Source organism: Amantichitinum ursilacus, from assembly GCF_001294205.1.
Lineage (GTDB): Bacteria > Pseudomonadota > Gammaproteobacteria > Burkholderiales > Chitinibacteraceae > Amantichitinum > Amantichitinum ursilacus.
Genome location: NZ_LAQT01000010.1, coordinates 261,331 through 281,752, shown reverse-complemented (window position 1 = coordinate 281,752; position 20,422 = coordinate 261,331). Strand labels below are relative to the sequence as shown.

Here is a 20,422-nt window from a genome sequence, read left to right as displayed (position 1 = left end):
GTCACTTGAGTCGCAAAAAGGCCAGCTTGCATACGCAACTGGCCTTTTTTATCGAAAGCTTACGCCGCCTTTAGTCAGCGACGGGCGTAACGCTTTGGTGACGAATGCCAACGCCATTACGCCCGCCCCACACCCACTTCAAACCGCCACCCGCAGCACGCCGCGTGCCCCAAGCCGCAAAACAAAAGGGGCCAGACCGAAGTCTGACCCCTTTTGTTTACTAGCTTTGGTGCCGTTGAAGTGAATCGAACACTCGACCTACTGATTACGAATCAGTTGCTCTACCAACTGAGCTACAACGGCAAGAGCCGCGATTATACGTAATCTTGTGCAAAGCGCAAACCTGCGTCTGGCAGCGCCAGGCGTACCGCTGGGCGTGGCACAGGTTTTGCTAATATTTGGCTGCGCGGTGCTACCGCACACCACCAATATTTGGAGAGTTATAAAATGAAACGCATGCAAAAGGGTTTTACCCTGATTGAATTGATGATCGTGGTTGCGATCATCGGTATCCTGGCTGCCGTGGCTATCCCGGCTTACCAGAACTACATCATCCGCGCCAAGGTTACTGAAGGTCTGGGTCTGGGCGATGCGGCCAAGACTGTGGTTGCTGACAATGCCGCCAACGGCAATGCACTGACCCTGGGCTTCGCTGTTCCGGCTTCCACCAACAACGTAGGCAGCGTGTCGATCTTCTCGACCGGCGTGATCGGTATCTATTACACCAGCACCGCAGGTAGCGGCAATCTGTTCCTGAACCCGTACTACCTGAGCGGTGGCACGTCCGCCACTCCGGGCACCACCATCTCCGCTCTGGCAGTTGGCGTCATTCCGACCGACGCAGTGCAGTGGGACTGCTCGGCTGAAGGCCACAGCAACAAGGGCAGCATTGGTTCGCAAGGTACCCTGCCGGCCAAGTACGCTCCGGCAAACTGCCGCTAAGGCGATGCCTTATCTGATCAGGACCGTTGTCGCAGTCTGATCAGGGACACCCGCCCGTCTTCGGGCGGGTGTTTTAGTTTTTGACCTCTGTGTCTTCCTGCTTTAACGCCGCGTGATCACTCCGGATTCCCATTTGATGTCCAGCGTTCTTCCCCACGACTCGATGACAGCGCCTGCATGGCGTACGCGCTTTATCGCGTTCATAACGCAGAATCCCAAAACGACGGCCTGCTTTTTGTTGTTAAGCTGGATCTTGTGTCATCCCTGGTTTGGCTTCTGGCACGATGGCCTGCTCTACCTTGGGCAAGCGCTGCACCAGCTGTACCCCCAGAATTACGCGCATGAAATGTATTTCATGCATGGCTCGCAGGATGACTACACGCTGTTTACACGCGTGTTTGCTGCGCTGATCCATCTGATCGGCGCATCGCCCGCAGGCCAGATTCTGATGTTGATCGCCAATGCGATGTGGTTCAGCCTTATCTATCTGATTTTTAACCGTATGCTGGCTGATTCCCGGCTTGCGGTGGTGGCATGCCTGGCCGCCATGATCCTGCCCGCCTTTTACGGCGGACAAAACATCTTCTGGTTTAACGAACCGTTTCTGACCTCGCGCAGCTATTCAGAACTGGCCGCGCTTGCCGGTATTTATTGCCTGCTGGGCCGCCGTACCTTTAGCGCACTGGGCTGGATGCTGTTTGCCACGCTACTACACCCGCTGATGGGCCTCGGCGGGTTGCTGGTCTGGTACGTGCATTTGATACTGCGCCCGACTTTCATCCACGCCCGCACCTGGGCCATCTCGGCGGCCGTTTTGCTATTGATCGCTGTCGCGGTGATGGCTTTCAAGCACGTAGGCCCGTTTGCGCGCCTGACGCTGACTTACGATCAACCCTGGTGGACTCTGGTGCTCGGCTTTAATGCCGACGTGTTGCTGCGTATCTGGAGCACCGACGACTGGATGCTCAAAGGTGGTCCGCTGATTCTGTACGTGCTTTATCTCAGGCTGGCGGGCCCTGGCCGTAATCGCACCCTGCTGCATGCCTTGGTGATTACCGCTGTATTGGTGGCATTGGTGAGCGCAATGGGTGGCGACTGGTTGCGCAATGTACTGGTGCTGTCCGTGCAGTCGTGGCGCGCATTCTGGCTGTTCCAGGCCATCCTGCCCGGCTTTACGCTGGCATGGTTGATGGGGCATTCCCGGCAGTTACCATTGCCTGCCAAGTGGGCCGCCACGCTGGCCGTACTGGCTACCTTGATGCGGCATTATGACGTTTGTCTCGCGTTCGCGGCGCTGGGTCTGGCGCTGACTTTCGTGCGCGACATCCCAGTCCGCCCCCAATTAGCCCGCATCCTGAACATTGCGCTTGGCCTGATCGTGCTAATGGCAGTCATCACCAGTACGCTGGAAGCGTCCGTCTTTATCTCAATCCAGTTCACGAATACCCGCCTGCAATTGCTCGACGCGCATATGGTCGCTGCAGCAATTTTCATCGTTTTGATTGCGCTGTGTGCCTGGGTTTCGCGGCCCGCCTTTACCTACGGCTTGCTGCTGGTCTTTGCGGTTTCAACGCTGGCCACATGGGACCGTCGTTCGCCACAAGAAGCGTTATTTGAATCCGCCGCGGCCACCAATCCGTTTTCGCCATTGATTCCGCCACAAGATATCGTGCTGTGGAACCAGTTCAAGCCCATGCCATGGCTCGTGCTCAATCGCAGCACGTACGCTAACCCGATGCAAGGTTCGGCCGTGCTGTTCAACCGCGATTTCGCGGCCGACTTCATCACGCGGATGACCGTCTTGTTCCGGCATTACGAGACAAAACAATGTGACCGCAAGCTGTGGGCCACCTCAGGCTGCGACGACAGCGCGCGGACCATCACGCCCGCACTGTGTCATGTTGACCATCGCATTAACTGGATTGTGTCGGGCTTTAAAGCGCCCTACCCGGTAGCGGCCCATTGGGACATCAAAACGGCGGATTTTCCCAACGGTCTCAATCTCTACAGCTGTAAAACCTGGCTTGCGCTGCCGTACGCCCCGCCAGCACAAGCACCAGCGCCCGCCAAGGCCAGCCAATGACCCGCCTCCCCATCCCCGTCGGCTTGCTGCGCCAGTTTGCCGGTTACGTCGGCATTGGCGGCATTGCCTTCGTCTGCGACTTTGCCATGCTCACGCTGGTGGTCAAAGCGCTGCATGGCGGCGTTTTGTGGGGCGCGACGGCGGGCTTTATTGTTGGTGCGATCGTCAATTACGCGTTGTGCGTCAAGCTGGTGTTCAACAATCACACGCTGCAGTCGCGCTGGCTGGAATTCGCGATTTTTGTGGCGATCGGCCTGGTCGGTCTCGCCATCAACGATCTGGTGATGGTGGCGTGTATCAAATACGCTGGTCTGCAATTCCAGATTGCCAAACTCATCGCTGCGGCGGTGGTGTTGGTGTTTAATTTTGCCGGGCGGCGCACTGTGTTGTTCAGCCAGGCCCGTTCCCACCCTGGCCTCGTGGCCACCACGCGGTTGCATCAAGAATCGGTATGAGCACGTCTAATCGTAAAATCGTCATTATTGGCGCGGGCCCGGCAGGCCTGACCGCTGCGCTCGAACTATTGCGCGCTGAACCCGGCATTCATGTCACGGTGCTGGAATCCTCCGGCGATATTGGTGGTATTTCCAAAACCATCAATTACCAGGGCAACCGCATGGATATCGGCGGCCATCGTTTCTTCTCCAAATCAGATTGGGTGATGAATTGGTGGCAGCAGATTCTGCCCGCCAAAGGCGATGGCGATCAGGCGGTTATTTCTTATCAGAACAAAACGCGCAGCATTCCTACGCAAGGCGGTGCCGATGCTGAGCGCCATATGCTGCTGCGCCCGCGTTTGTCGCGTATCTATTTTTTGCGCAGCTTTTTTGACTACCCGGTCAAAATGAATCTGAACACCGTGCGCAATCTGGGCCCGGTGCGGATTGCGCGAATTCTGGCCAGCTATGCCAAAGCGCGCCTCGCCCCGATCAAGCACGAGAAAAGCCTAGAAGATTTCATTATCAACCGCTTTGGTCGCGAGCTTTATCTGACATTTTTCAAGGATTACACCGAGAAAGTCTGGGGCGTACCGTGCCAGGAAATCAGCTCGGAATGGGGTGCACAGCGTATTAAAGGGCTGTCGATTACCGAGGCGATCAAACACGCGGCCAATCAGATTCGTAAAAACCTGTTTGGCGGCGGCCAGCAACAGGCGGTTAAAACCAGTCTGATCGAACAATTTTTATATCCGCGTCTGGGTCCTGGCCAGATGTGGGAAGTGGTGGCCGAGCAAGTGCGCCAATTGGGTGGCACGCTGCATTTCCACCACAAGGTTTGGGGCTTGCAACGCGACGGCGACAAAATCACCGCCGTGCAGGCGCATGATGCCCAAGCCAATCAAAACATCGATTTTGCGGCGGATGAAGTCATTTCCACGATGCCGATGCGCGAACTGGTGGCCGGCATTCAGCCACCGCTTAACGCCGAAGCGCAACGCATTGCCGCAGGCCTGCAATATCGCGATTTCATTACAGTGGGCGTGCTGGTGCGCAAATTGCGTCACAGCAAACACAGCCTGCCCGATACCGCCAACAATCTGTTGCCTGATAACTGGATCTACATTCAGGAACGCGACGTCAAACTGGGCCGTTTGCAGATCTTTAATAACTGGAGCCCGTACCTGGTCGCCGATGAGGCCAATACCGTGTGGCTGGGCCTTGAATATTTTTGTTCCGAGGGCGATGCGCTGTGGCAAATGCCCAGCGATCAATTCTTCGCCTTTGCCCAGGACGAATTGGTCAAGATTGGCCTGATTGATAAAGCCGATGTACTGGATGGCACGGTGGTTAAAGTCGAAAAGGCTTATCCGGCTTATTTTGGCAGCTACAACGAATTCGATACGCTGCGCGAGCAAGTCGACCAGTTGCGCAATCTGTATCTGGTGGGCCGCAATGGCATGCACCGCTATAACAATCAGGATCATTCCATGCTGACGGCCAAACTGGCGGTCGAAAACATCCTGCGTGGCAATAGCGATAAAGCCGCGATCTGGGCCATCAATATCGACGACGAGTACCACGAAGAGAAATGACCGCTTCTTACGCTCCGGACCGCCTTTGCCCCTGGCTGACTCGTGCCGCCGCGCTGTACCTGGCGGCGCCGGTATGGGTGTTTTTGCTGACGTGGTTCCAGCCGCAATATGGCGTGCCGTTGGCGTTGATGTTGGCGGCGGGCGCTGTGCTGACATTGCACGCTCCGTTGCTGCACACGGGCAACAAGCCGGGCTGGCGCGGTCCGCAACCATTGCAATGGTTGCTGCTGATTGCCGTCGTGCTGTTGTGGTCGGCGCTGGGTGGCGCGGGCCATCTGTTTTACGCCAACGCCTTCGACTGGCATGTGCGCGACGCGCTGTTGCTGGATCTGTCGCGCATTACCGGCCCGCTGGCAGTGCAAACTTTGCCGTCGCATGAATCGTGGCTGCTGCGCTGTCCGCTCGGTTATTACCTGGTGCCCGCGCTGTTTGGCCGCTTTGTTGGCCTGCCCATGGCGCAGTTCGGGCTGCTGCTGTGGACTGCGCTCGGTGTTTTTCTGGTGATGGCGCAATTGGCGCTGGTGCGGCAAGGCTGGAAATTTCTCGGACTGTTGCTCTTGCTGCTGCCACTGTACAGCGGCATGGACTGGCTGGGCGGCCTGGTATTGTTTAATCCGCAACCCTTGTTTTCCACCGTGCACATCCAGTGGTGGGCGTATGTGTTCCAGTACTCGGCCAACTCCACCTTGTTGTTCTGGGTGCCCAATCACACGCTGCCGGGCTGGTTGTTTGCGGTATTTATCTACACACGCTGGCACGATCCGCGCGGCCTGCGCATGTTGCCGCTGTGGCTGACGGTGCTGCCATTGTGGTCGCCGCTCACCACCATCGGCACGCTGCCGTTCATGCTGGTGTATGCGCTCAAACATTTGCGCCAGCGCCAGGACGTCATCACAACGCTCAAACTGGCGCCGCTGTTCATCCCCGCCGCCGCCTTGTGCGCCTATTACCTGGTGCTGGATTCTGCCAGCGTGGCCGCCATGTCGCAGCCCGCCCAGCCGTTGCTGGCGCGCATCATCCTGTATGTCGCTTTTGTGGTGTTCGAATTTGTCATTCTGTGGGCGCTGTTGCTGCGCCAACGCCGCGATGGCTTGCTGCTGACGACGGGCGCCATCCTGCTGATCCTGCCGCTGTTTCACCTTGGCCCCAACAACGATCTGGTGATGCGCGCCTCGATCGCGCCGCTGCTGGTGTTGTGCATTGCCAGCATCGATTATCTGGCGCAGGTGCGTTGGTCCGTGATCCGCGAACGTATGGCCGCCGTGGGGGTGTGCACCGTGCTGGCCATCGGTAGCATTACGGCATTGCACGAAATCGCGCGCGCCGTGTTGTGGCCACGCTGGGATTCGCCGCTCACCTTGAATACCTTTACCGAAACGCAAGGCGCCGCGCACTACTTTGCCCACGTCCGCGCGCCCTGGTTTGTAAACATGCTGGCCCCGATCAATCTGCAGTTTGTGGATAACCACGGCCGACCTTTGCCAGCGGGAGCAAAACCATGAAAGCAGTCATTCTGGCCGGCGGCCTCGGTACGCGCATTTCCGAAGAAAGCGCATTGCGCCCCAAGCCCATGATCGAAATCGGCGGCAAGCCGATTTTGTGGCACATCCTTAAAATGTATTCGGCGCATGGTATTCACGACTTTGTCATTTGCTGCGGCTATCGCGGTTACATGATCAAGGAATACTTTGCCAATTACAGTCTGCATATGTCCGATCTGACCATCGATATGCAGGGTGATCAGGTCAAGGTGCATCAAAAGAAAGCCGAGCCCTGGCGCATTACGCTGGTGGATACCGGCGAACTGACCAAAACTGGCGGGCGTCTCAAGCGCATTGCCGATCATATTGATGGCCCGTTCTGCATGACGTATGGCGACGGCGTGGGCTCGGTGGATATCAGCGCGTCGCTACAATTCCATCAGCAACACGGCAAACTGGCGACCATGACTGCAGTGCGCCCGCCCGCGCGCTTTGGCGCATTGCAACTGGATGGCACCACCGTCACGTCTTTTCTGGAAAAACCGGTGGGCGATGGCAGCTGGATTAATGGCGGCTTTTTTGTACTGCAACCGCAAGTGCTGGATCTGATTGGCCCGGACGATGTGATGTGGGAAGACGGCCCATTGCAAACGCTGGCCGAACAAGATCAATTGCAGGCGTTTTTTCATGCCGGTTTCTGGCAACCGATGGACACGCTGCGCGACAAGAATCATCTGGAAGAACTGTGGGCCAGCCAGCAGGCGCCCTGGAAAGTCTGGGCCTGACCGGGCCGATCAAAGCGGCAGCCCGCGTATTTAGAGATTACGAAATGACCACAAGCAAAATCGATGCGGCCTTTGCCGCCAAAGACAAATTGCGCAAACAGATTGCCGCATTGGTCGATGAATATGCGGCGCTGGAATACGCCGAGCGCGGCTTTGTGCCCGGCAGCTCGGCCGTGCCGCCGTCCGGCAAGGTCATCGGCGCGCCCGAACTGAAAAATATGGTCGATGCCTCGCTGGATGGCTGGCTCACCACGGGCCGCTTTAACGACGCCTTTGAAAAACGCCTGGCCGATTATCTGGGCGTTAAATATCTGATGACCGTCAACTCGGGTTCATCGGCCAACTTGCTGGCATTTTCTGCGCTGACTTCGCCCCGCCTGGGTGAACGCGCCATTGTGCCGGGTGACGAAGTGATCGGCGTAGCGGCGGGCTTTCCTACCACCGTCAATCCCATTCTGCAATTTGGCGCGGTCCCAGTGTTTGTTGATGTCGACCTCGGCACCTACAACATCGACGTTACCCAGCTCGAAGCCGCTGTATCGCCGCGCACCAAGGCCGTCATGCTGGCGCATACCTTGGGCAATCCATTTAATCTGGCCGCCATTCGCGCGTTCTGCGATCGCCACAATTTGTGGCTGATTGAAGATTGCTGCGACGCGCTGGGTTCCACCTATAACGGCCAATTGGTCGGCACCTTTGGCGATATCGGCACGCTCAGTTTTTATCCGGCGCATCACATCACCATGGGTGAAGGCGGCGCGGTATTTACCAATAACCGCGAGCTGAAACTGATTGCGGAATCCTTCCGCGATTGGGGTCGTGATTGTTATTGCGCCCCGGGCAAAGACAACACCTGTGGCAAGCGGTTTGACTGGCAACTGGGCGATTTGCCGCAAGGTTACGACCACAAATACACGTATTCGCATCTGGGCTACAACCTGAAGATCAGCGATATGCAAGCCGCCTGCGCCCTGGCGCAACTGGATCGGCTGGACGGGTTTATCGAGGCGCGTAAACGCAATTTCGCTTATCTGAGCGAGCGGCTGCAAAGCTGCGCCGAATTTTTGATCCTGCCGCAGGCCACGCCGGATTCCGATCCATCCTGGTTTGGTTTTCCGATGACGCTGAAAGCCGAAGCGGGCACCACGCGCGTTGATCTGATCAATTATCTGGATCAAAACAAGATTGGCACGCGTTTGCTGTTTGCCGGCAATTTAACGCGACAACCGTATATGCAAGGCCACAATTTCCGGGTGGTGGGCCAGTTGACCAACACCGATGAAATCATGAACCACACGTTCTGGATCGGCTTGTACCCCGGGCTGACCCAACAGCACCTGGATTTCGTGATCGAGAAGATCGAGACTTTCCTCGGCGTTAATTTCTGATCATGACTGCGGCAACGCCAGCGCTTGCATCGCGCACTTTGCTGGTCATCGGCGGCACTGGCTTTTTTGGCAAATCGATACTGGATGCCTTTATTGATGGCGCGCTAACGCCTTGGCAAATCGGCCGCGTTATCGTGCTGGCGCGCCATGCCAGCGCTTTACCCATGCAGTTTCCCGAATTCGCGACCCCTGGCATTGAGTATATCGATGCCGATATCGCCCGCAGCGATGCCTTGCCAGCCGCCGATATCGTCATCCACGCGGCGGCTTCGACCGACGCGCGTGATTACCTGACGCGGCCGGTCACCGAGCGTCAGAACATCCTGGCGGGCACGCTGAACTACTGCCGCCTGGCGCCGATATTCCATGCGCACAGCCAGATTGTTTATGCCAGTTCCGGCGCTGTGTACGGGCCGCTGGAAGCACTGATTCCGGTTAGGGAAGACGCGCCAATGCGAGATATTGACGCAATGCCGGAAGGCAAACGCCCTTACGCGGCAGCAAAGCGCGATGCCGAGCAGGCCATCAAAGCGCTTGGCCAGGCCGGCTTGCGGGTCAGCATTGCGCGTTGCTTTGCCTTTATCGGGCGCTGGCTACCGCGCGACCAGCACTTTGCCATCGGCAATTTTATTCAAAATGGCCTCGATGGCACCCCCATCGTGGTAAAAGCCACCCACCCGGTTTATCGCAGCTATATGCATGCCGATGATCTGGTCACCTGGCTATTGCACATTGCCGCCGCAAGCGCGGCCGACTGCCCCACATTTAATGTCGGCTCCGATCAATCACTGACCATGGCGCAAATTGCCGGGCACGTGGCGCAGCATTTTAAGGTGCCGTTGCAAATCGCCGTGCCCACCTCGGCCACCATCGACTGGTATGTGCCTTCGATCGACAAAGCGCAGCAGCAATTAGGTGTTGCGTTACGGTTTGATCTCGCCCAAGCGATCGCCGCCACTACGGGGCAACGCCGTGCTTGATTGGCTACGCCAAAAAAACGCCACGCAAATCCGCTTTTTGATTGCGGGCACATTTAATACTGCCTTTGGCTACGGTTGCGGCGTTGCCTTGTATTATTTATTGACCGGTCATTTAAACGTGATCAGTATCGCCATCATTGCCAATATCGTGGCCATCAGCGTGGCGTTTCTGGTGTACAAGCTGTATGTATTCCGTACCAAAGGCAACTGGCTGCACGAATATCTGCGCTGCTATCTGGTTTACGGTGTTGGCGCATTATGCTCAATTGCCTTGTTCTGGTTCACCATTGATCGAATGCAGCTGCCGGTCTGGTTAGCGCAGGGCGTGACGATTGTCATCGTTGCTTTAATATCGTATATCGGCAATGCCCGATTCACATTCCGCCATCGTCATTAAAGGCGCTTTTAATCATGACCGATAAAAAAATCATCAGCATTATTTCGCCGTGCTACAACGAGCAAGACAATGTGCACGAACTATACACGCGCGTGTGCTGGGTCATGGATCAATATCCCGATTATGATTTTGAATATGTCTTTATCGACAATGCATCTACCGATAATACGGTAGCCCTGCTTAAAGAAATTGCCGCACATGACCCGCGGGTGAAGATCATTGTTAATACCCGAAACTTTGGGCATATCCGCTCGCCGTATTGGGGGTTTATTCAGACGACAGGCGACGCCACGGTTTATCTGGCATCGGATTTGCAAGATCCTCCCGAGGTGATACCCGAATTTATCAAGGGCTGGGAAGAAGGCTATAAGGTAGTCATGGCCACCAAACCGGTTAGCCAGAGTAATCCCGTCGTGCATACGTTGCGCAAAACCTACTATCGCCTGCTGGACCGGATGTCTGACGTACGCATGGTGCCAGACGCAACCGGCTTCGGTTTATACGACAAAGCAGTGCTGGATCAGGTGCGCGCTGTAAATGACCCCTATCCGTATCTACGCGGCATGATTTGTGAACTTGGGTTTGAAATCAAGACGATTCCGTTTAATCAGCCGCGCCGTTTACGTGGCATTTCAAAAAACAATTTTTATACGCTATATGATATTGCCATGCTGGGCATTATCAGCCATTCATTGATTCCGATCCGGCTGGCCTCGCTATTTGGCTTTTTACTCGGCGGCGGCAGCATTCTGGTAGCATTGCTGTTCTTGATTTTAAAGCTGATTTTCTGGCAAACATTCCCGATCGGAATTGCTCCGATTGTTATCGGGATGTTCTTTATGTTTGGTATCCTGCTATTATTTATCGGGATATTAGGCGAATATATCGGTTCGATTCATGTCTACGTACAAAAGCGCCCGATAGTAGTAGAAAAGGAGCGGATCAACTTTACCGAATAGACGCTCGCCCTGTGCCAGTCCGGTTACCGCTTTGATGGTATTGCGTAAAACACGCAATCGAAAGAGTTAAAAAAATGCTGACGGATATAAAAATCATATTCGTCACACAATTCAAACAGCAATTCCGGCAACTCCCAGATATCCTGGGGGTTGTGATACAGCGACAGCGCCAACACCGGGCGGCAGCGGGCAATCAAACGGCGTGCGCCACGCAAGACCTGCGCCTCGGCGCCTTCCACATCCAGTTTGACCAGATCAACGTGGCCTTGCGGCAGCAATTGATCCAACGCCGTTGCGGCAATATGTTGATCGCCGGTCGCGCTGATTGAGCCGCCTTCACCCTGCCCCGAATTAAACGACAAAATCGTATATTGCTCCGCCGCAGCCAGCGGCAAACACACTGCCTCCGGATATTGCTCTGCCATATTGCGCACCAGCGCGGCGTAATTGGCTGGATCGGGTTCCAGCAATAGCGCCTGGTGGCATTGAACACCGTCCTGGCGCGCCAGGTCGATGTAGGTATCGCCGTTATAGGCGCCGCAATCCACATAAGTGATGGCGCGGCCGCGCAATGCGGGCAAAGTCAGTTCATTAAAATATTGCGGCTCGGCTGATTGGACGCTGGCGAAATCCAGATCAACACCCAGACGAAACGCCATTAAACGCAGCAACACATCGCGGCTATTGTCATCGCCCAATCGCGCCAATACATCGCGCATTCGCGGCAGATTGGCATGCAAAAACGCGCGTGTGCTTAACCAGAAACGCCAGCCTAGATCGGCGCCAAACTGGTCGTAGCTATCCCATGGCATCACGACCGCATCAAAACCGACGGCCGTGGCCAGTTCAATCAATTGGTCAAAAGCAGTGGCGCGATTAAGAATGCCCAGCACCAATTGCGCCTGGCGATCTTGCGCAGTTAATTGGCTCCAGCTTTTGATCGGCAAATTGAGCGCCGTATTTGCACGCGGCGTGGTTTCGATAAAGCCCGCCACCGATACGCCATTTTTTTGCATCGCACGGCATAAATCCTGGCCGAAATTACCCGCGCCAAAAATCCAGACGGGTTGATCGACACGCACGTGCCGCGCCGGTTGCGCTGCGGCATGCAATAGCTGATCAAGATTTAACGGCATCCGGTGAGGGGCAGTCACAGCAAGCTCCGTTTATTGCCCAATGGCTTTGATTGCGGCTGCTTCAGCGCGTACCGCTTCGACGACCGATTGTTCGAGGAACGGGTGCATATCGTCGAGTTCTGGCGTAAAGAACTTGCCGTTTTCGTCCACACGCGATTTGATGCGCGGCGCGAATTCCTGGCGTGGATCAACGTGCAGATCAATCAATAGCGGGCCATCTTGCAACAGCAATTCGTCCAGTTGGGGTAAATCTGCTTCGCGCCAGATTGACGCGGCTTTCAGGCCGTAGGCGCGCGCAACCGCGCAAAAATCCGGAAATTCGACGCCAGTGGCGGGTGTCGCGCCGATGACGCGACCAAAGAAGTTTTCATGCGTTTGCCAGATCGACAGATAGCCCGCGTTATTCAACACCACGATGACCACATTGGCGCCCAGGGTTTTCAGCGTCTGCAACTCCTGAATATTCATCTGGATGCTGCCATCGCCCGCAAAGCAGATTACGCGGCGCGGCTGGTCAAACGTCGCCGTCGACGCGCCCAGGGCTGCCGGCAAATCGTGGCCCATCGAGGCCGAACCCGAGTTGCTGAACAAGCGCTGGCCCTTCTGCAGCGTGCCCACCTGAAACGGCAAAATGCACGCGGACGCATTGCCGGACACCACAATATCGTCCGGCCGCATCGCCTTGAAAATGCGATCAACCATCACGTAGGGATTGAGCGGTGCGCCTGGTTTTTGCACGTGTTCGTTGGCCGCGTTATAGGTCTGGCCAATCTTGTGGCACCAATCGGCCCACGGCTGGTAGCTGGGCAGTTGCACGCTGGCCCGCTCTTGTTCGAGCACGTCAAGGAAAACACCAAGGTCCGCTGCTACGCCCAGATCAACCTGGACCGTGGGCTTGCGTAATTCGGCCGCATCGATATCGACTTGCGCCACCCACGCATTGCGGGCAAAGGTGCTCCAGTTATAACTGGTCTGGCGAATATTCAGACGCGAACCCAGTACCAGCACAAAGTCGGCGTTTTGCAGGCAGAAATTGCCCGCGCGCGTGCCGATGGTGCCGGGGCGGCCCGCAAACAAGGGGTGATCGGAGGCGATCAGATCATGGGTCCACGCAGTCGCCAGCGGGATGCCCAGCTTTTCGATCAACGCCAGCACGCGCGCTTCGGTTTTCGACAGGCGCACGCCGGTGCCACCGAGTACCAGCGGCCGGTGCGCCGCACGCAGCTTCTGGATGATCGTATGGCAGTCGGCACGTAGCGCGTCATTGACGGGCTGAGCGGGCCACACGGGCGCCGGAATATTGATTTGCTGCGTCGATTGCTGGATATCGAGCGGGATATCCAGCCACACCGGGCCGGGTCGGCCGGACACCGCTTGCACAAACGCCGCGGGCAACATGGTTTCGAGATCTTGTTCTGAGCGCACCAGTTGTGCGTATTTGCACACCGGGCTGGCCATCGCAATCGTCGGGCCTTCCTGATCGCCCAGCTGGCGCAGCTCAGGCAGGTCATAAAACGAGAGGCAGGTTTCGCGCTTGGCCTGACCCGAAATCACGATCATCGGAATCGAATCGGTAAACGCGCCATACACGCCATTCAGGGCATTGATGGAACCCGGGCCGGTGGTCAACATCACCACCGCGGGTTTGCCGCTGATGCGCGCATAGCCTTCAGCCGCCATGGCGCACGCTTGTTCGTGGTGCATGAACACGGTGCGCAGTTGGCTATGGCCGCCGATGGCCTGGTTCAGAAACATGGCGCCACCACCGGTGACGGTAAAAACCTGTTCCACGCCGTGCTCAACCAGCCAGTCGGCGATTTGCTCAGAGATACGTTTCATTAGAGTCCGCGATTCATGATCAGGCTTTGCAGCGCCGGGTTTTCGCTATATGGGCCGTCGATAATATCAATGGTGAGCCGGTCATTGGCTTTGATGGGTTGCAGCAGTTTCTCGCCATTCATCACTTCGCGGCAGGACAATTGCCCCTTATGCAGCGGAATCGCCAGATAGAAGTCTTTTTCAAAGGCTTCTTTGCTAAAGACATAGCCCGCTTCCAGATCGCGCTTGGCATAGGCGCCACGCACCAAGGCATCCAGATATTCTTTTTCGCGCTTCGAAATCACGCGCCGGCTTTGGCCCACACCGCCGCACATTTCCTTGGCTTTATGGAAGGCCTTGAACCAGGTATCGCAGTTCTCGGGCAATGAGCAATACGGTGAGACGGCCACGTCTTCGTAATTGATATCGATATGGCGTTCCCAGCTGCGCGCGCCTTTGCCATAAGAAATCAGCATCGACGAGAACCAGTCATGATATTCGTGCGTGGAATAGCCAATGATATGGTTGGGATATCGGCGTTTCAGATAATCGATCTGATCCAGACCCAATTCGCTGTCTTCGCTGGGGTACAGCGACACGCAATGGTTGATGGCCAGCGGAATATCACGCTTTTCATAAAAGCTGACCAGATCATCAAGGTCTTTTTCAGACGCGCCACCCGTAGAAACAATCGTGGGACGACGCGTAGAGGCGATTTTTTCGATCAAGACCCAGTCATTCATGTCGGAGCTGGCGATCTTGATAATCGGCATATCGAAATCAACGCACAAATCCACCGACGGTTCGTCGAATGGCGTAGCCATTGGAATGCAGCCCACATTCTTGATTTCTTCAACCATCCGGGTGAAATCGGCGCGGCTGAGCTTGGTGTCTTCCGTTTTTTTAACGTAGCGCAGCTCTTGATTGCCTTTGAATTCGGGATGAATGAATTCGTCCATATCCCGGAATTGCAGCTTGATCGCTGCCTTAACATTATTAAAGCGCACGATGGTGCCGTGGTCACGGATGATCTTGATCCCGCGATCCAGACTGCCCCAATGATTATTGGCCAGTTCCAGAACAAACAGGTTTTCAAAGATATCTCTATCGCGTTGGCTGACCGAACTCATTGCCTCTCCAGGTATTTCGGAATTGATGCGGCGCCAGTTGCTGCAGGCAACCGGCGCGCCGGATTCAAGAGCACGATGATAGCATTGCCGCGCTTTGCCGCCGTTCAATCCCGACCTTCGCCCAACCAGGTGTTGGATACGCATGCGTGCAAAGCGGCCCACTGCGCACAGCGATTCACAGGACAAAAAAATGCCCGCGACCAGAGCGCGGGCATTTGATCCGGCCGTCTGGCAGCCATCAATCGCGGCTCGAAATATCCTTGGCGCCCCAATGCGGAAAATACTTGCGCACCAGCCCGTTCATTTCCACTTCAAATGCGCGCAGGCGTTCCAGTTCGCTCATGGCGGCGATATCGGCAGCGGCTGTGGTCTGCGCCGAGCCTGTCGCCGGCGCCAGCACCATACCCGCTCCGGCGGTGGCATTGCTCAGGCGATCAATAATGATGAAGTTACCAGTGCCGCGGCACTGGCTGTACGCGTCAAACACCACCGGCGCGGTCACGTCGATGGTGACGCGGGCGATTTCGTTGAGCGCCAGTTGCTCGGCGGGCACATGTTGCAGCGTGTTGACATCGATGCGGTGCTCAATGGCGCGCACGCGGCCGTAGATGGCTTTGCCGCCCAGCTTGAACTGATATTCCTTGCCCGGCTGCAGCGGTGCTTCGTTCATCCACACCACGTGCGCATCAAACGCTTGCGCTACGTGCGGCGGCGCGTCGCTGGCGCGCACGATCAGATCGCCGCGGCTGATGTCGATTTCGTCTTCCAGCGTCAGCGTGACGGCCTGGCCGGTGAAGGCCGTGGGCTGGTCGCCTTCGAAGGTGACGATGGCCTTTACCTTGCTGCGTTTGCCCGACGGCAGCGCCACGATTTCATCGCCCGGATGCACGCGCCCCGCCGCGACGGTACCGCAGAAGCCGCGGAAGTCGAGATTGGGGCGGTTAACGTATTGCACCGGAAAACGGAAGGCTTCGAGGCGCGCATCGCGGGATACTTCCACCGATTCCAGCAAGCTCATCAGCGTGCCGCCGTCGTACCAGGGCGTGCGTTCGCTGGCGGTGACCACGTTATCGCCGCGCAGCGCCGAAATCGGCACAAAGCGGATATCTTCGATGCTCAGTTGCTTGGCAAATTCGAGGTATTGCGCTTTGATTTCGTCAAAGCGTGCCTGGCCAAATTCGACCAGATCCATTTTATTGACCGCCACCACCACGTGTTTAATGCCGAGCAACGACACGATATAGCTATGGCGGCGCGTTTGCGTCTGCACGCCATAACGCGCGTCGATCAGGATAATGGCCAGATCACAGGTGGACGCACCGGTGGCCATATTGCGTGTGTATTGCTCGTGGCCCGGACAATCGGCAATGATGAATTTGCGTTTATCGGTGCTGAAATAGCGATATGCGACATCGATGGTAATGCCTTGCTCGCGTTCGGCTTGCAGGCCATCAACCAGTAAGGCCAGGTCGATTTCTTCATCGGTGGTGTTGTACTTCTTGCTGTCTTTGGCGATAGCGGCCAATTGATCTTCAAAGATCAGCTTGGAATCGTGCAGCAAACGGCCAATCAGCGTGGATTTGCCATCGTCCACGTTGCCACAGGTAATAAAGCGCAGCAGATCCTTGTTCTCGTGTTGTTTGAGATAAGCAAGGATATCGCTGGCGATCAGATCAGACTGGTGAGACATGAAGGAATTTCCGTATCGAAGCGCGCGGCCGTGTATGAATTGAAAATGGGGCGATCTAAACGCCGGGCTTAGAAATAGCCTTCCATTTTTTTCTTTTCCATTGAGCCACTGGAATCATGGTCAATCACGCGGCCCTGGCGTTCGCTGGTTTTGGTCAGCAACATTTCCTGGATCACGTCAGCCAGCGTGGCGGCTTTGGATTCAACCGCGCCGGTCAGCGGATAACAGCCCAGCGTACGGAAGCGCACCCATTTGGTTTCGATGCTGGCTTTTTGCTCGGGCGTCAGATATTGCAGGATGCGATCGTCGTCGATCATCACCAGCGTGCCATTCAGATCTACGACCGGGCGTTCCGCAGCAAAGTACAGCGGCACAATCTCGATATTTTCCAGAAAGATGTATTGCCAGATATCGAGTTCCGTCCAGTTGGACAGCGGAAATACGCGGATCGATTCGCCTTTGTCGATGCGCGAGTTATACAGATTCCACAATTCCGGGCGCTGGTTTTTTGGGTCCCAACGATGGTTTTTATCGCGGAACGAATACACGCGTTCTTTGGCGCGTGATTTTTCTTCATCGCGCCGCGCGCCACCAAAAGCGGCATCAAAACCGTATTTATCCAGCGCTTGTTTCAGGCCCTGGGTTTTCATCACGTCGGTATGTTTGGCACTACCGGCAGTAAATGGATTGATACCGGCTTTAACGCCGTCTTCATTCACGTAGGTAATCAGGTTCCAGCCTTCGGCCCGCTGTTTTTCACGCAGTTTGTACATTTCCTGGAATTTCCAGGTGGTGTCGACGTGCATTAGCGGAAACGGCGGCTTACCCGGAAAAAACGCCTTGCGCGCCAGGTGCAGCATCACGGCGGAGTCTTTACCGATCGAATACAGCATGACCGGGTTTTCAAATTCGGCCGCGACTTCGCGGATGATATGGATCGACTCGGCTTCCAGTTGCTTGAGGTGAGTCAGCCTCGCTTCGCTAATGCCTGTCATTGCTGCTTCAGTACCTGATTGCGCGGCGCAGTGGGGCGCCGGGGTGACACTTTGCGGGCGCAAAGCGGAAACAAACGAATCTACCTCAACGGGTTAGCCGTTTAAAGATTCAATCGTTATATCGTTATGGTGTCGATTGACGATGCGCGGCTGCGGCGGCGCGCAAAAATAAAAACCGGCCTCGCAAGACCGGTTTTCAGCAACGCTCAGACTGCGGTCCAGGACCGGCCCAGCGGCGCGAAGGTGGGCTTCTGCCCGCCCCACAGCTGTTCCAGATCATAGTAATCGCGCACCGGCGGCAGCATCACATGCACCACCAGCGAACCTGCATCGACCAGAACCCATTCACCGGATTCTTCGCCTTCGGTACTGACGATCTCAAAGCCTTTGGCCTTGAGTTCTACCGCGACGTTGTTAGCCAGGGCGCGCACCTGGCGGTTGGAATCGCCGCTGGCGACAATCATGCAATCAAACAGGTCGGTCAACTGGGTGGTGTCCAGCACCAGGATGTCTTTGCCTTTGATATCTTCCAGCGCCAGCACGGCGGTATCGCGCATCTGTTGGGTGTGTTCGTCCATTCATCCATATCCTGCGGGGCCAGCGCCCGGTCGGCCATTGCCGTATTGCTTGCCGGGTCGCGGCGGGGCCGCGTCAAGTTTCATAAAGCCCGGATTGCCGCACTTCGGCGGCAACCGGAGTCAGGCCACTGACATCAGCACCATGCGCGAGTTTGTCGCGTAATTCGGTGGATGAAAATGGCATGAGCGGGGTGGGCAGAAGGCTGATTCTGCCCTTGTGCAACGCATCGGGGTGCGCTGCTACTTTGCGGGTGTCCAGCACCCGCATCAGTTCTTCTGGCAGTTTAGACCAATCGTAGCCAGGTCGAGCCGCGACCACCATGTGGCCCAGCTCCAGCAGATCAGTCCAGCGATGCCATTGCTGTAAATGATGAAACGAGTCGCCGCCAATCAACCACACCAACAGCGTATCGGGCTGTTCGGCCTGCAACTCCTCGAGCGTGTCTACCGTATAACAGAAGCCCTGGCGGCGCACTTCCCGGTCGTCGGCTTGCAAACCGGGCTCGCCCGCCACCGCATGCCGCACCCACGTCAGACGTTGTTGCGGACTGGCGACCGGCGCATTGCGGTGTTGCGGCAGGCCGGTGGGGATCAGGCTGACCGACGGCAGCGCGAACGTATCGCGCAAGGCACGGGCCAGCATCAGATGGCCCTCGTGGATCGGGTCGAACGTGCCGCCAAAAATGCCCAGGGCTTTGGGCGGCGCAGACTGACTCAAACGCGGATTTCTCCGTTACCCAGCACCACCCATTTCTCGCTGGTCAGGCCTTCCAGACCCACCGGACCACGCGCGTGGATCTTGTCGGTGGAAATACCGATCTCGGCGCCCAGGCCGTACTCGAACCCGTCGGCAAAGCGGGTGCTGGCATTGACCATCACCGAAGCCGAATCCACCTCGCGCAGAAAGCGGCGCGCCTTGCTGTAGTTCTCGGTGATGATGGCGTCGGTGTGGTGCGAGCCGTAGGTATTGATATGGTCGATGGCTGCGTCCAGATCGTCTACTAGCTTGATCGACAGGATCGGCGCCAGGTATTCGGTGCGCCAGTCTTCTTCGGTGGCGGGGATCGCTTCGGGCAGGATGTCGCGCGTGGCGGCACAACCGCGCAGCTCAACACCCTTTTGTTCATAGATGGCGGCTAACGGCGGCAGGATCAGATCGGCCACGTTGCTGTGCACCAGCAGCGTTTCCATGGTGTTGCACGGTGCGTAACGCTGGGTTTTGGCGTTGTCGGCGATACGGATGGCTTTTTCGGGATCGGCTTCTTCGTCGATATAGACGTGGCAGATGCCATCCAGATGCTTGATGACCGGCACGCGTGCATCTTGCGCGATGCGGGCGATCAGGCTTTTGCCCCCGCGCGGCACGATGACATCGACAAATTCGGTCATGGTGATCAGCTCGCCCACGGCGGCGCGATCGGGCGTTTCGATAATCTGGACCGCGGTGGCAGGCAGGCCGGCGGTGGCCAAGCCTTCTTTGACCAGCGCGGCAATCGCCTGATTGCAATGAAACGCTTCGCGGCCACCGCGCAGGATGGTGGCATTGCCGGATTTGATGCACAGGCCGGCGGCATCGGCGGTGACGTTGGGGCGGGCTTCATAAATGATGCCGATCACGCCCAAGGGCACGCGCATCTTGCCCACCTGAATGCCGGAAGGGCGGAATTTGAAATCACCCATCTCGCCCACCGGATCGGGCAGCGCGGCAATCTGGCGCAGGCCTTCAGCCATAGTGGCGATGGTTTTGTCAGTCAGTTGCAGACGATCGAGCAGGGCAGGTTCCAGGCCGTCGGCGCGTGCTTGCTCCATATCGCGCGCGTTGGCGGCGATCAGCGTGGCGGCATCGCGCACGATGGCGTCGGCGATGGCCAGCAAGGCGGCGTTTTTGGTGCCGGCATCGGCACGGGCCATGGCGCGGCTGGCCAGTCTTGCCTGGCGGCCGACCTGCTGCATATAGGCCTGAATGTCCATTATCTGCTCAAAGAATCAACGTGATAGCGCGCTATTGTAGCCAAATGGCCGCACGCT

Annotated in this window: 18 protein-coding genes and 1 tRNA gene; 10 read left to right on the top strand and 9 right to left on the bottom strand. The window is 56.7% G+C overall.

Annotated features, from left to right (window positions below; genetic code table 11):
• Positions 1-227 precede the first annotated feature (227 nt).
• Positions 228-303, bottom strand: a tRNA-Thr gene (locus WG78_RS14350).
• 144 nt (positions 304-447) lie between these two features.
• Here WG78_RS14350 and WG78_RS14345 point away from each other — a divergent pair.
• The 10 genes from WG78_RS14345 (at position 448) to WG78_RS14300 (ending at position 11,047) form a co-directional block, all read left to right on the top strand.
• Positions 448-942: a pilin gene (locus tag WG78_RS14345; RefSeq protein WP_053938512.1), complete on the top strand. Its 495-nt coding sequence runs from the start codon at positions 448-450 to the stop codon at positions 940-942.
• Positions 943-1,078: 136 nt separating this feature from the next.
• Positions 1,079-3,025: a hypothetical protein gene (locus tag WG78_RS14340; protein WP_152969211.1), complete on the top strand. Its 1,947-nt coding sequence runs from the start codon at positions 1,079-1,081 to the stop codon at positions 3,023-3,025.
• On the top strand, positions 3,022-3,480 hold the full coding sequence (locus WG78_RS14335) for a GtrA family protein (protein ID WP_053938510.1): 459 nt from the start codon (positions 3,022-3,024) through the stop codon (positions 3,478-3,480). Before WG78_RS14340 ends, WG78_RS14335 begins: the two co-directional genes overlap by 4 nt.
• On the top strand, positions 3,477-5,057 hold the full coding sequence (locus tag WG78_RS14330) for an NAD(P)/FAD-dependent oxidoreductase (RefSeq protein ID WP_053938509.1): 1,581 nt from the start codon (positions 3,477-3,479) through the stop codon (positions 5,055-5,057). Before WG78_RS14335 ends, WG78_RS14330 begins: the two co-directional genes overlap by 4 nt.
• Positions 5,054-6,559 (top strand): hypothetical protein, encoded by a 1,506-nt coding sequence (locus tag WG78_RS14325; RefSeq protein ID WP_053938508.1) that lies wholly within the window; start codon positions 5,054-5,056, stop codon positions 6,557-6,559. Before WG78_RS14330 ends, WG78_RS14325 begins: the two co-directional genes overlap by 4 nt.
• Positions 6,556-7,323, top strand: coding sequence for a glucose-1-phosphate cytidylyltransferase (rfbF, locus tag WG78_RS14320; RefSeq protein ID WP_053938507.1), 768 nt, complete (start codon positions 6,556-6,558; stop codon positions 7,321-7,323). Before WG78_RS14325 ends, rfbF begins: the two co-directional genes overlap by 4 nt.
• 44 nt (positions 7,324-7,367) lie before the next feature.
• A complete protein-coding gene (gene rfbH, locus WG78_RS14315; RefSeq protein ID WP_053938588.1) occupies positions 7,368-8,711 on the top strand; it encodes a lipopolysaccharide biosynthesis protein RfbH in 1,344 nt (447 codons plus the stop codon).
• 2 nt (positions 8,712-8,713) lie between these two features.
• Positions 8,714-9,691 (top strand): NAD-dependent epimerase/dehydratase family protein, encoded by a 978-nt coding sequence (locus WG78_RS14310; protein ID WP_053938506.1) that lies wholly within the window; start codon positions 8,714-8,716, stop codon positions 9,689-9,691.
• A complete protein-coding gene (locus WG78_RS14305) occupies positions 9,684-10,088 on the top strand; it encodes a GtrA family protein (protein ID WP_053938505.1) in 405 nt (134 codons plus the stop codon). Before WG78_RS14310 ends, WG78_RS14305 begins: the two co-directional genes overlap by 8 nt.
• A gap of 14 nt (positions 10,089-10,102) precedes the next feature.
• Positions 10,103-11,047 carry a glycosyltransferase family 2 protein gene (locus tag WG78_RS14300; RefSeq protein ID WP_053938504.1) on the top strand — a complete coding sequence of 315 codons (945 nt, stop codon included), beginning with the start codon at positions 10,103-10,105 and terminating at the stop codon, positions 11,045-11,047.
• 23 nt (positions 11,048-11,070) lie between these two features.
• Here the strand turns inward: WG78_RS14300 and WG78_RS14295 are convergent, their stop codons facing one another.
• From WG78_RS14295 to WG78_RS14260, 8 genes are all read right to left on the bottom strand, one after another.
• Positions 11,071-12,201, bottom strand: coding sequence for an FkbM family methyltransferase (locus WG78_RS14295; protein WP_152969210.1), 1,131 nt, complete (start codon positions 12,199-12,201; stop codon positions 11,071-11,073).
• 12 nt (positions 12,202-12,213) lie between these two features.
• Positions 12,214-14,022: a thiamine pyrophosphate-binding protein gene (locus WG78_RS14290; RefSeq protein ID WP_053938502.1), complete on the bottom strand. Its 1,809-nt coding sequence runs from the start codon at positions 14,020-14,022 to the stop codon at positions 12,214-12,216.
• Complete coding sequence (locus tag WG78_RS14285; RefSeq protein WP_053938501.1) at positions 14,022-15,131, bottom strand: N-acetylneuraminate synthase family protein; 1,110 nt, start codon at positions 15,129-15,131, stop codon at positions 14,022-14,024. Before WG78_RS14285 ends, WG78_RS14290 begins: the two co-directional genes overlap by 1 nt.
• 238 nt (positions 15,132-15,369) lie before the next feature.
• On the bottom strand, positions 15,370-16,821 hold the full coding sequence (cysN, locus tag WG78_RS14280; RefSeq protein ID WP_053938500.1) for a sulfate adenylyltransferase subunit CysN: 1,452 nt from the start codon (positions 16,819-16,821) through the stop codon (positions 15,370-15,372).
• 68 nt (positions 16,822-16,889) lie between these two features.
• Positions 16,890-17,816 carry a sulfate adenylyltransferase subunit CysD gene (gene cysD, locus WG78_RS14275; RefSeq protein ID WP_053938499.1) on the bottom strand — a complete coding sequence of 309 codons (927 nt, stop codon included), beginning with the start codon at positions 17,814-17,816 and terminating at the stop codon, positions 16,890-16,892.
• Between the two features lie 206 nt (positions 17,817-18,022).
• The gene (rsfS, locus tag WG78_RS14270) at positions 18,023-18,394 is read right to left on the bottom strand and encodes a ribosome silencing factor (RefSeq protein ID WP_053938498.1); all 372 of its coding nucleotides are present in this window, start codon (positions 18,392-18,394) and stop codon (positions 18,023-18,025) included.
• Between the two features lie 73 nt (positions 18,395-18,467).
• Entirely contained in the window at positions 18,468-19,112 is a 645-nt protein-coding gene (nadD, locus tag WG78_RS14265; RefSeq protein ID WP_053938497.1) for a nicotinate-nucleotide adenylyltransferase, read from the bottom strand.
• Positions 19,109-20,365 carry a glutamate-5-semialdehyde dehydrogenase gene (locus WG78_RS14260; RefSeq protein WP_053938496.1) on the bottom strand — a complete coding sequence of 419 codons (1,257 nt, stop codon included), beginning with the start codon at positions 20,363-20,365 and terminating at the stop codon, positions 19,109-19,111. Before WG78_RS14260 ends, nadD begins: the two co-directional genes overlap by 4 nt.
• Positions 20,366-20,422 lie beyond the last annotated feature (57 nt).

Bases quoted from the DNA above. Each gene is read 5' to 3' on its own strand.
- cysD (WP_053938499.1), bottom strand. From the start codon at position 17,816: ATGACAGGCATTAGCGAAGCGAGGCTGACTCACCTCAAGCAACTGGAA.
- cysN (WP_053938500.1), bottom strand. From the start codon at position 16,821: ATGTCTCACCAGTCTGATCTGATCGCCAGCGATATCCTTGCTTATCTC.
- WG78_RS14290 (WP_053938502.1), bottom strand. From the start codon at position 14,022: ATGAAACGTATCTCTGAGCAAATCGCCGACTGGCTGGTTGAGCACGGC.
- WG78_RS14335 (WP_053938510.1), top strand. From the start codon at position 3,022: ATGACCCGCCTCCCCATCCCCGTCGGCTTGCTGCGCCAGTTTGCCGGT.
- WG78_RS14345 (WP_053938512.1), top strand. From the start codon at position 448: ATGAAACGCATGCAAAAGGGTTTTACCCTGATTGAATTGATGATCGTG.
- WG78_RS14340 (WP_152969211.1), top strand. From the start codon at position 1,079: ATGTCCAGCGTTCTTCCCCACGACTCGATGACAGCGCCTGCATGGCGT.
- WG78_RS14325 (WP_053938508.1), top strand. From the start codon at position 5,054: ATGACCGCTTCTTACGCTCCGGACCGCCTTTGCCCCTGGCTGACTCGT.
- rsfS (WP_053938498.1), bottom strand. From the start codon at position 18,394: ATGGACGAACACACCCAACAGATGCGCGATACCGCCGTGCTGGCGCTG.
- WG78_RS14285 (WP_053938501.1), bottom strand. From the start codon at position 15,131: ATGAGTTCGGTCAGCCAACGCGATAGAGATATCTTTGAAAACCTGTTT.
- WG78_RS14330 (WP_053938509.1), top strand. From the start codon at position 3,477: ATGAGCACGTCTAATCGTAAAATCGTCATTATTGGCGCGGGCCCGGCA.
- WG78_RS14310 (WP_053938506.1), top strand. From the start codon at position 8,714: ATGACTGCGGCAACGCCAGCGCTTGCATCGCGCACTTTGCTGGTCATC.
- rfbH (WP_053938588.1), top strand. From the start codon at position 7,368: ATGACCACAAGCAAAATCGATGCGGCCTTTGCCGCCAAAGACAAATTG.
- WG78_RS14300 (WP_053938504.1), top strand. From the start codon at position 10,103: ATGACCGATAAAAAAATCATCAGCATTATTTCGCCGTGCTACAACGAG.
- rfbF (WP_053938507.1), top strand. From the start codon at position 6,556: ATGAAAGCAGTCATTCTGGCCGGCGGCCTCGGTACGCGCATTTCCGAA.
- WG78_RS14260 (WP_053938496.1), bottom strand. From the start codon at position 20,365: ATGGACATTCAGGCCTATATGCAGCAGGTCGGCCGCCAGGCAAGACTG.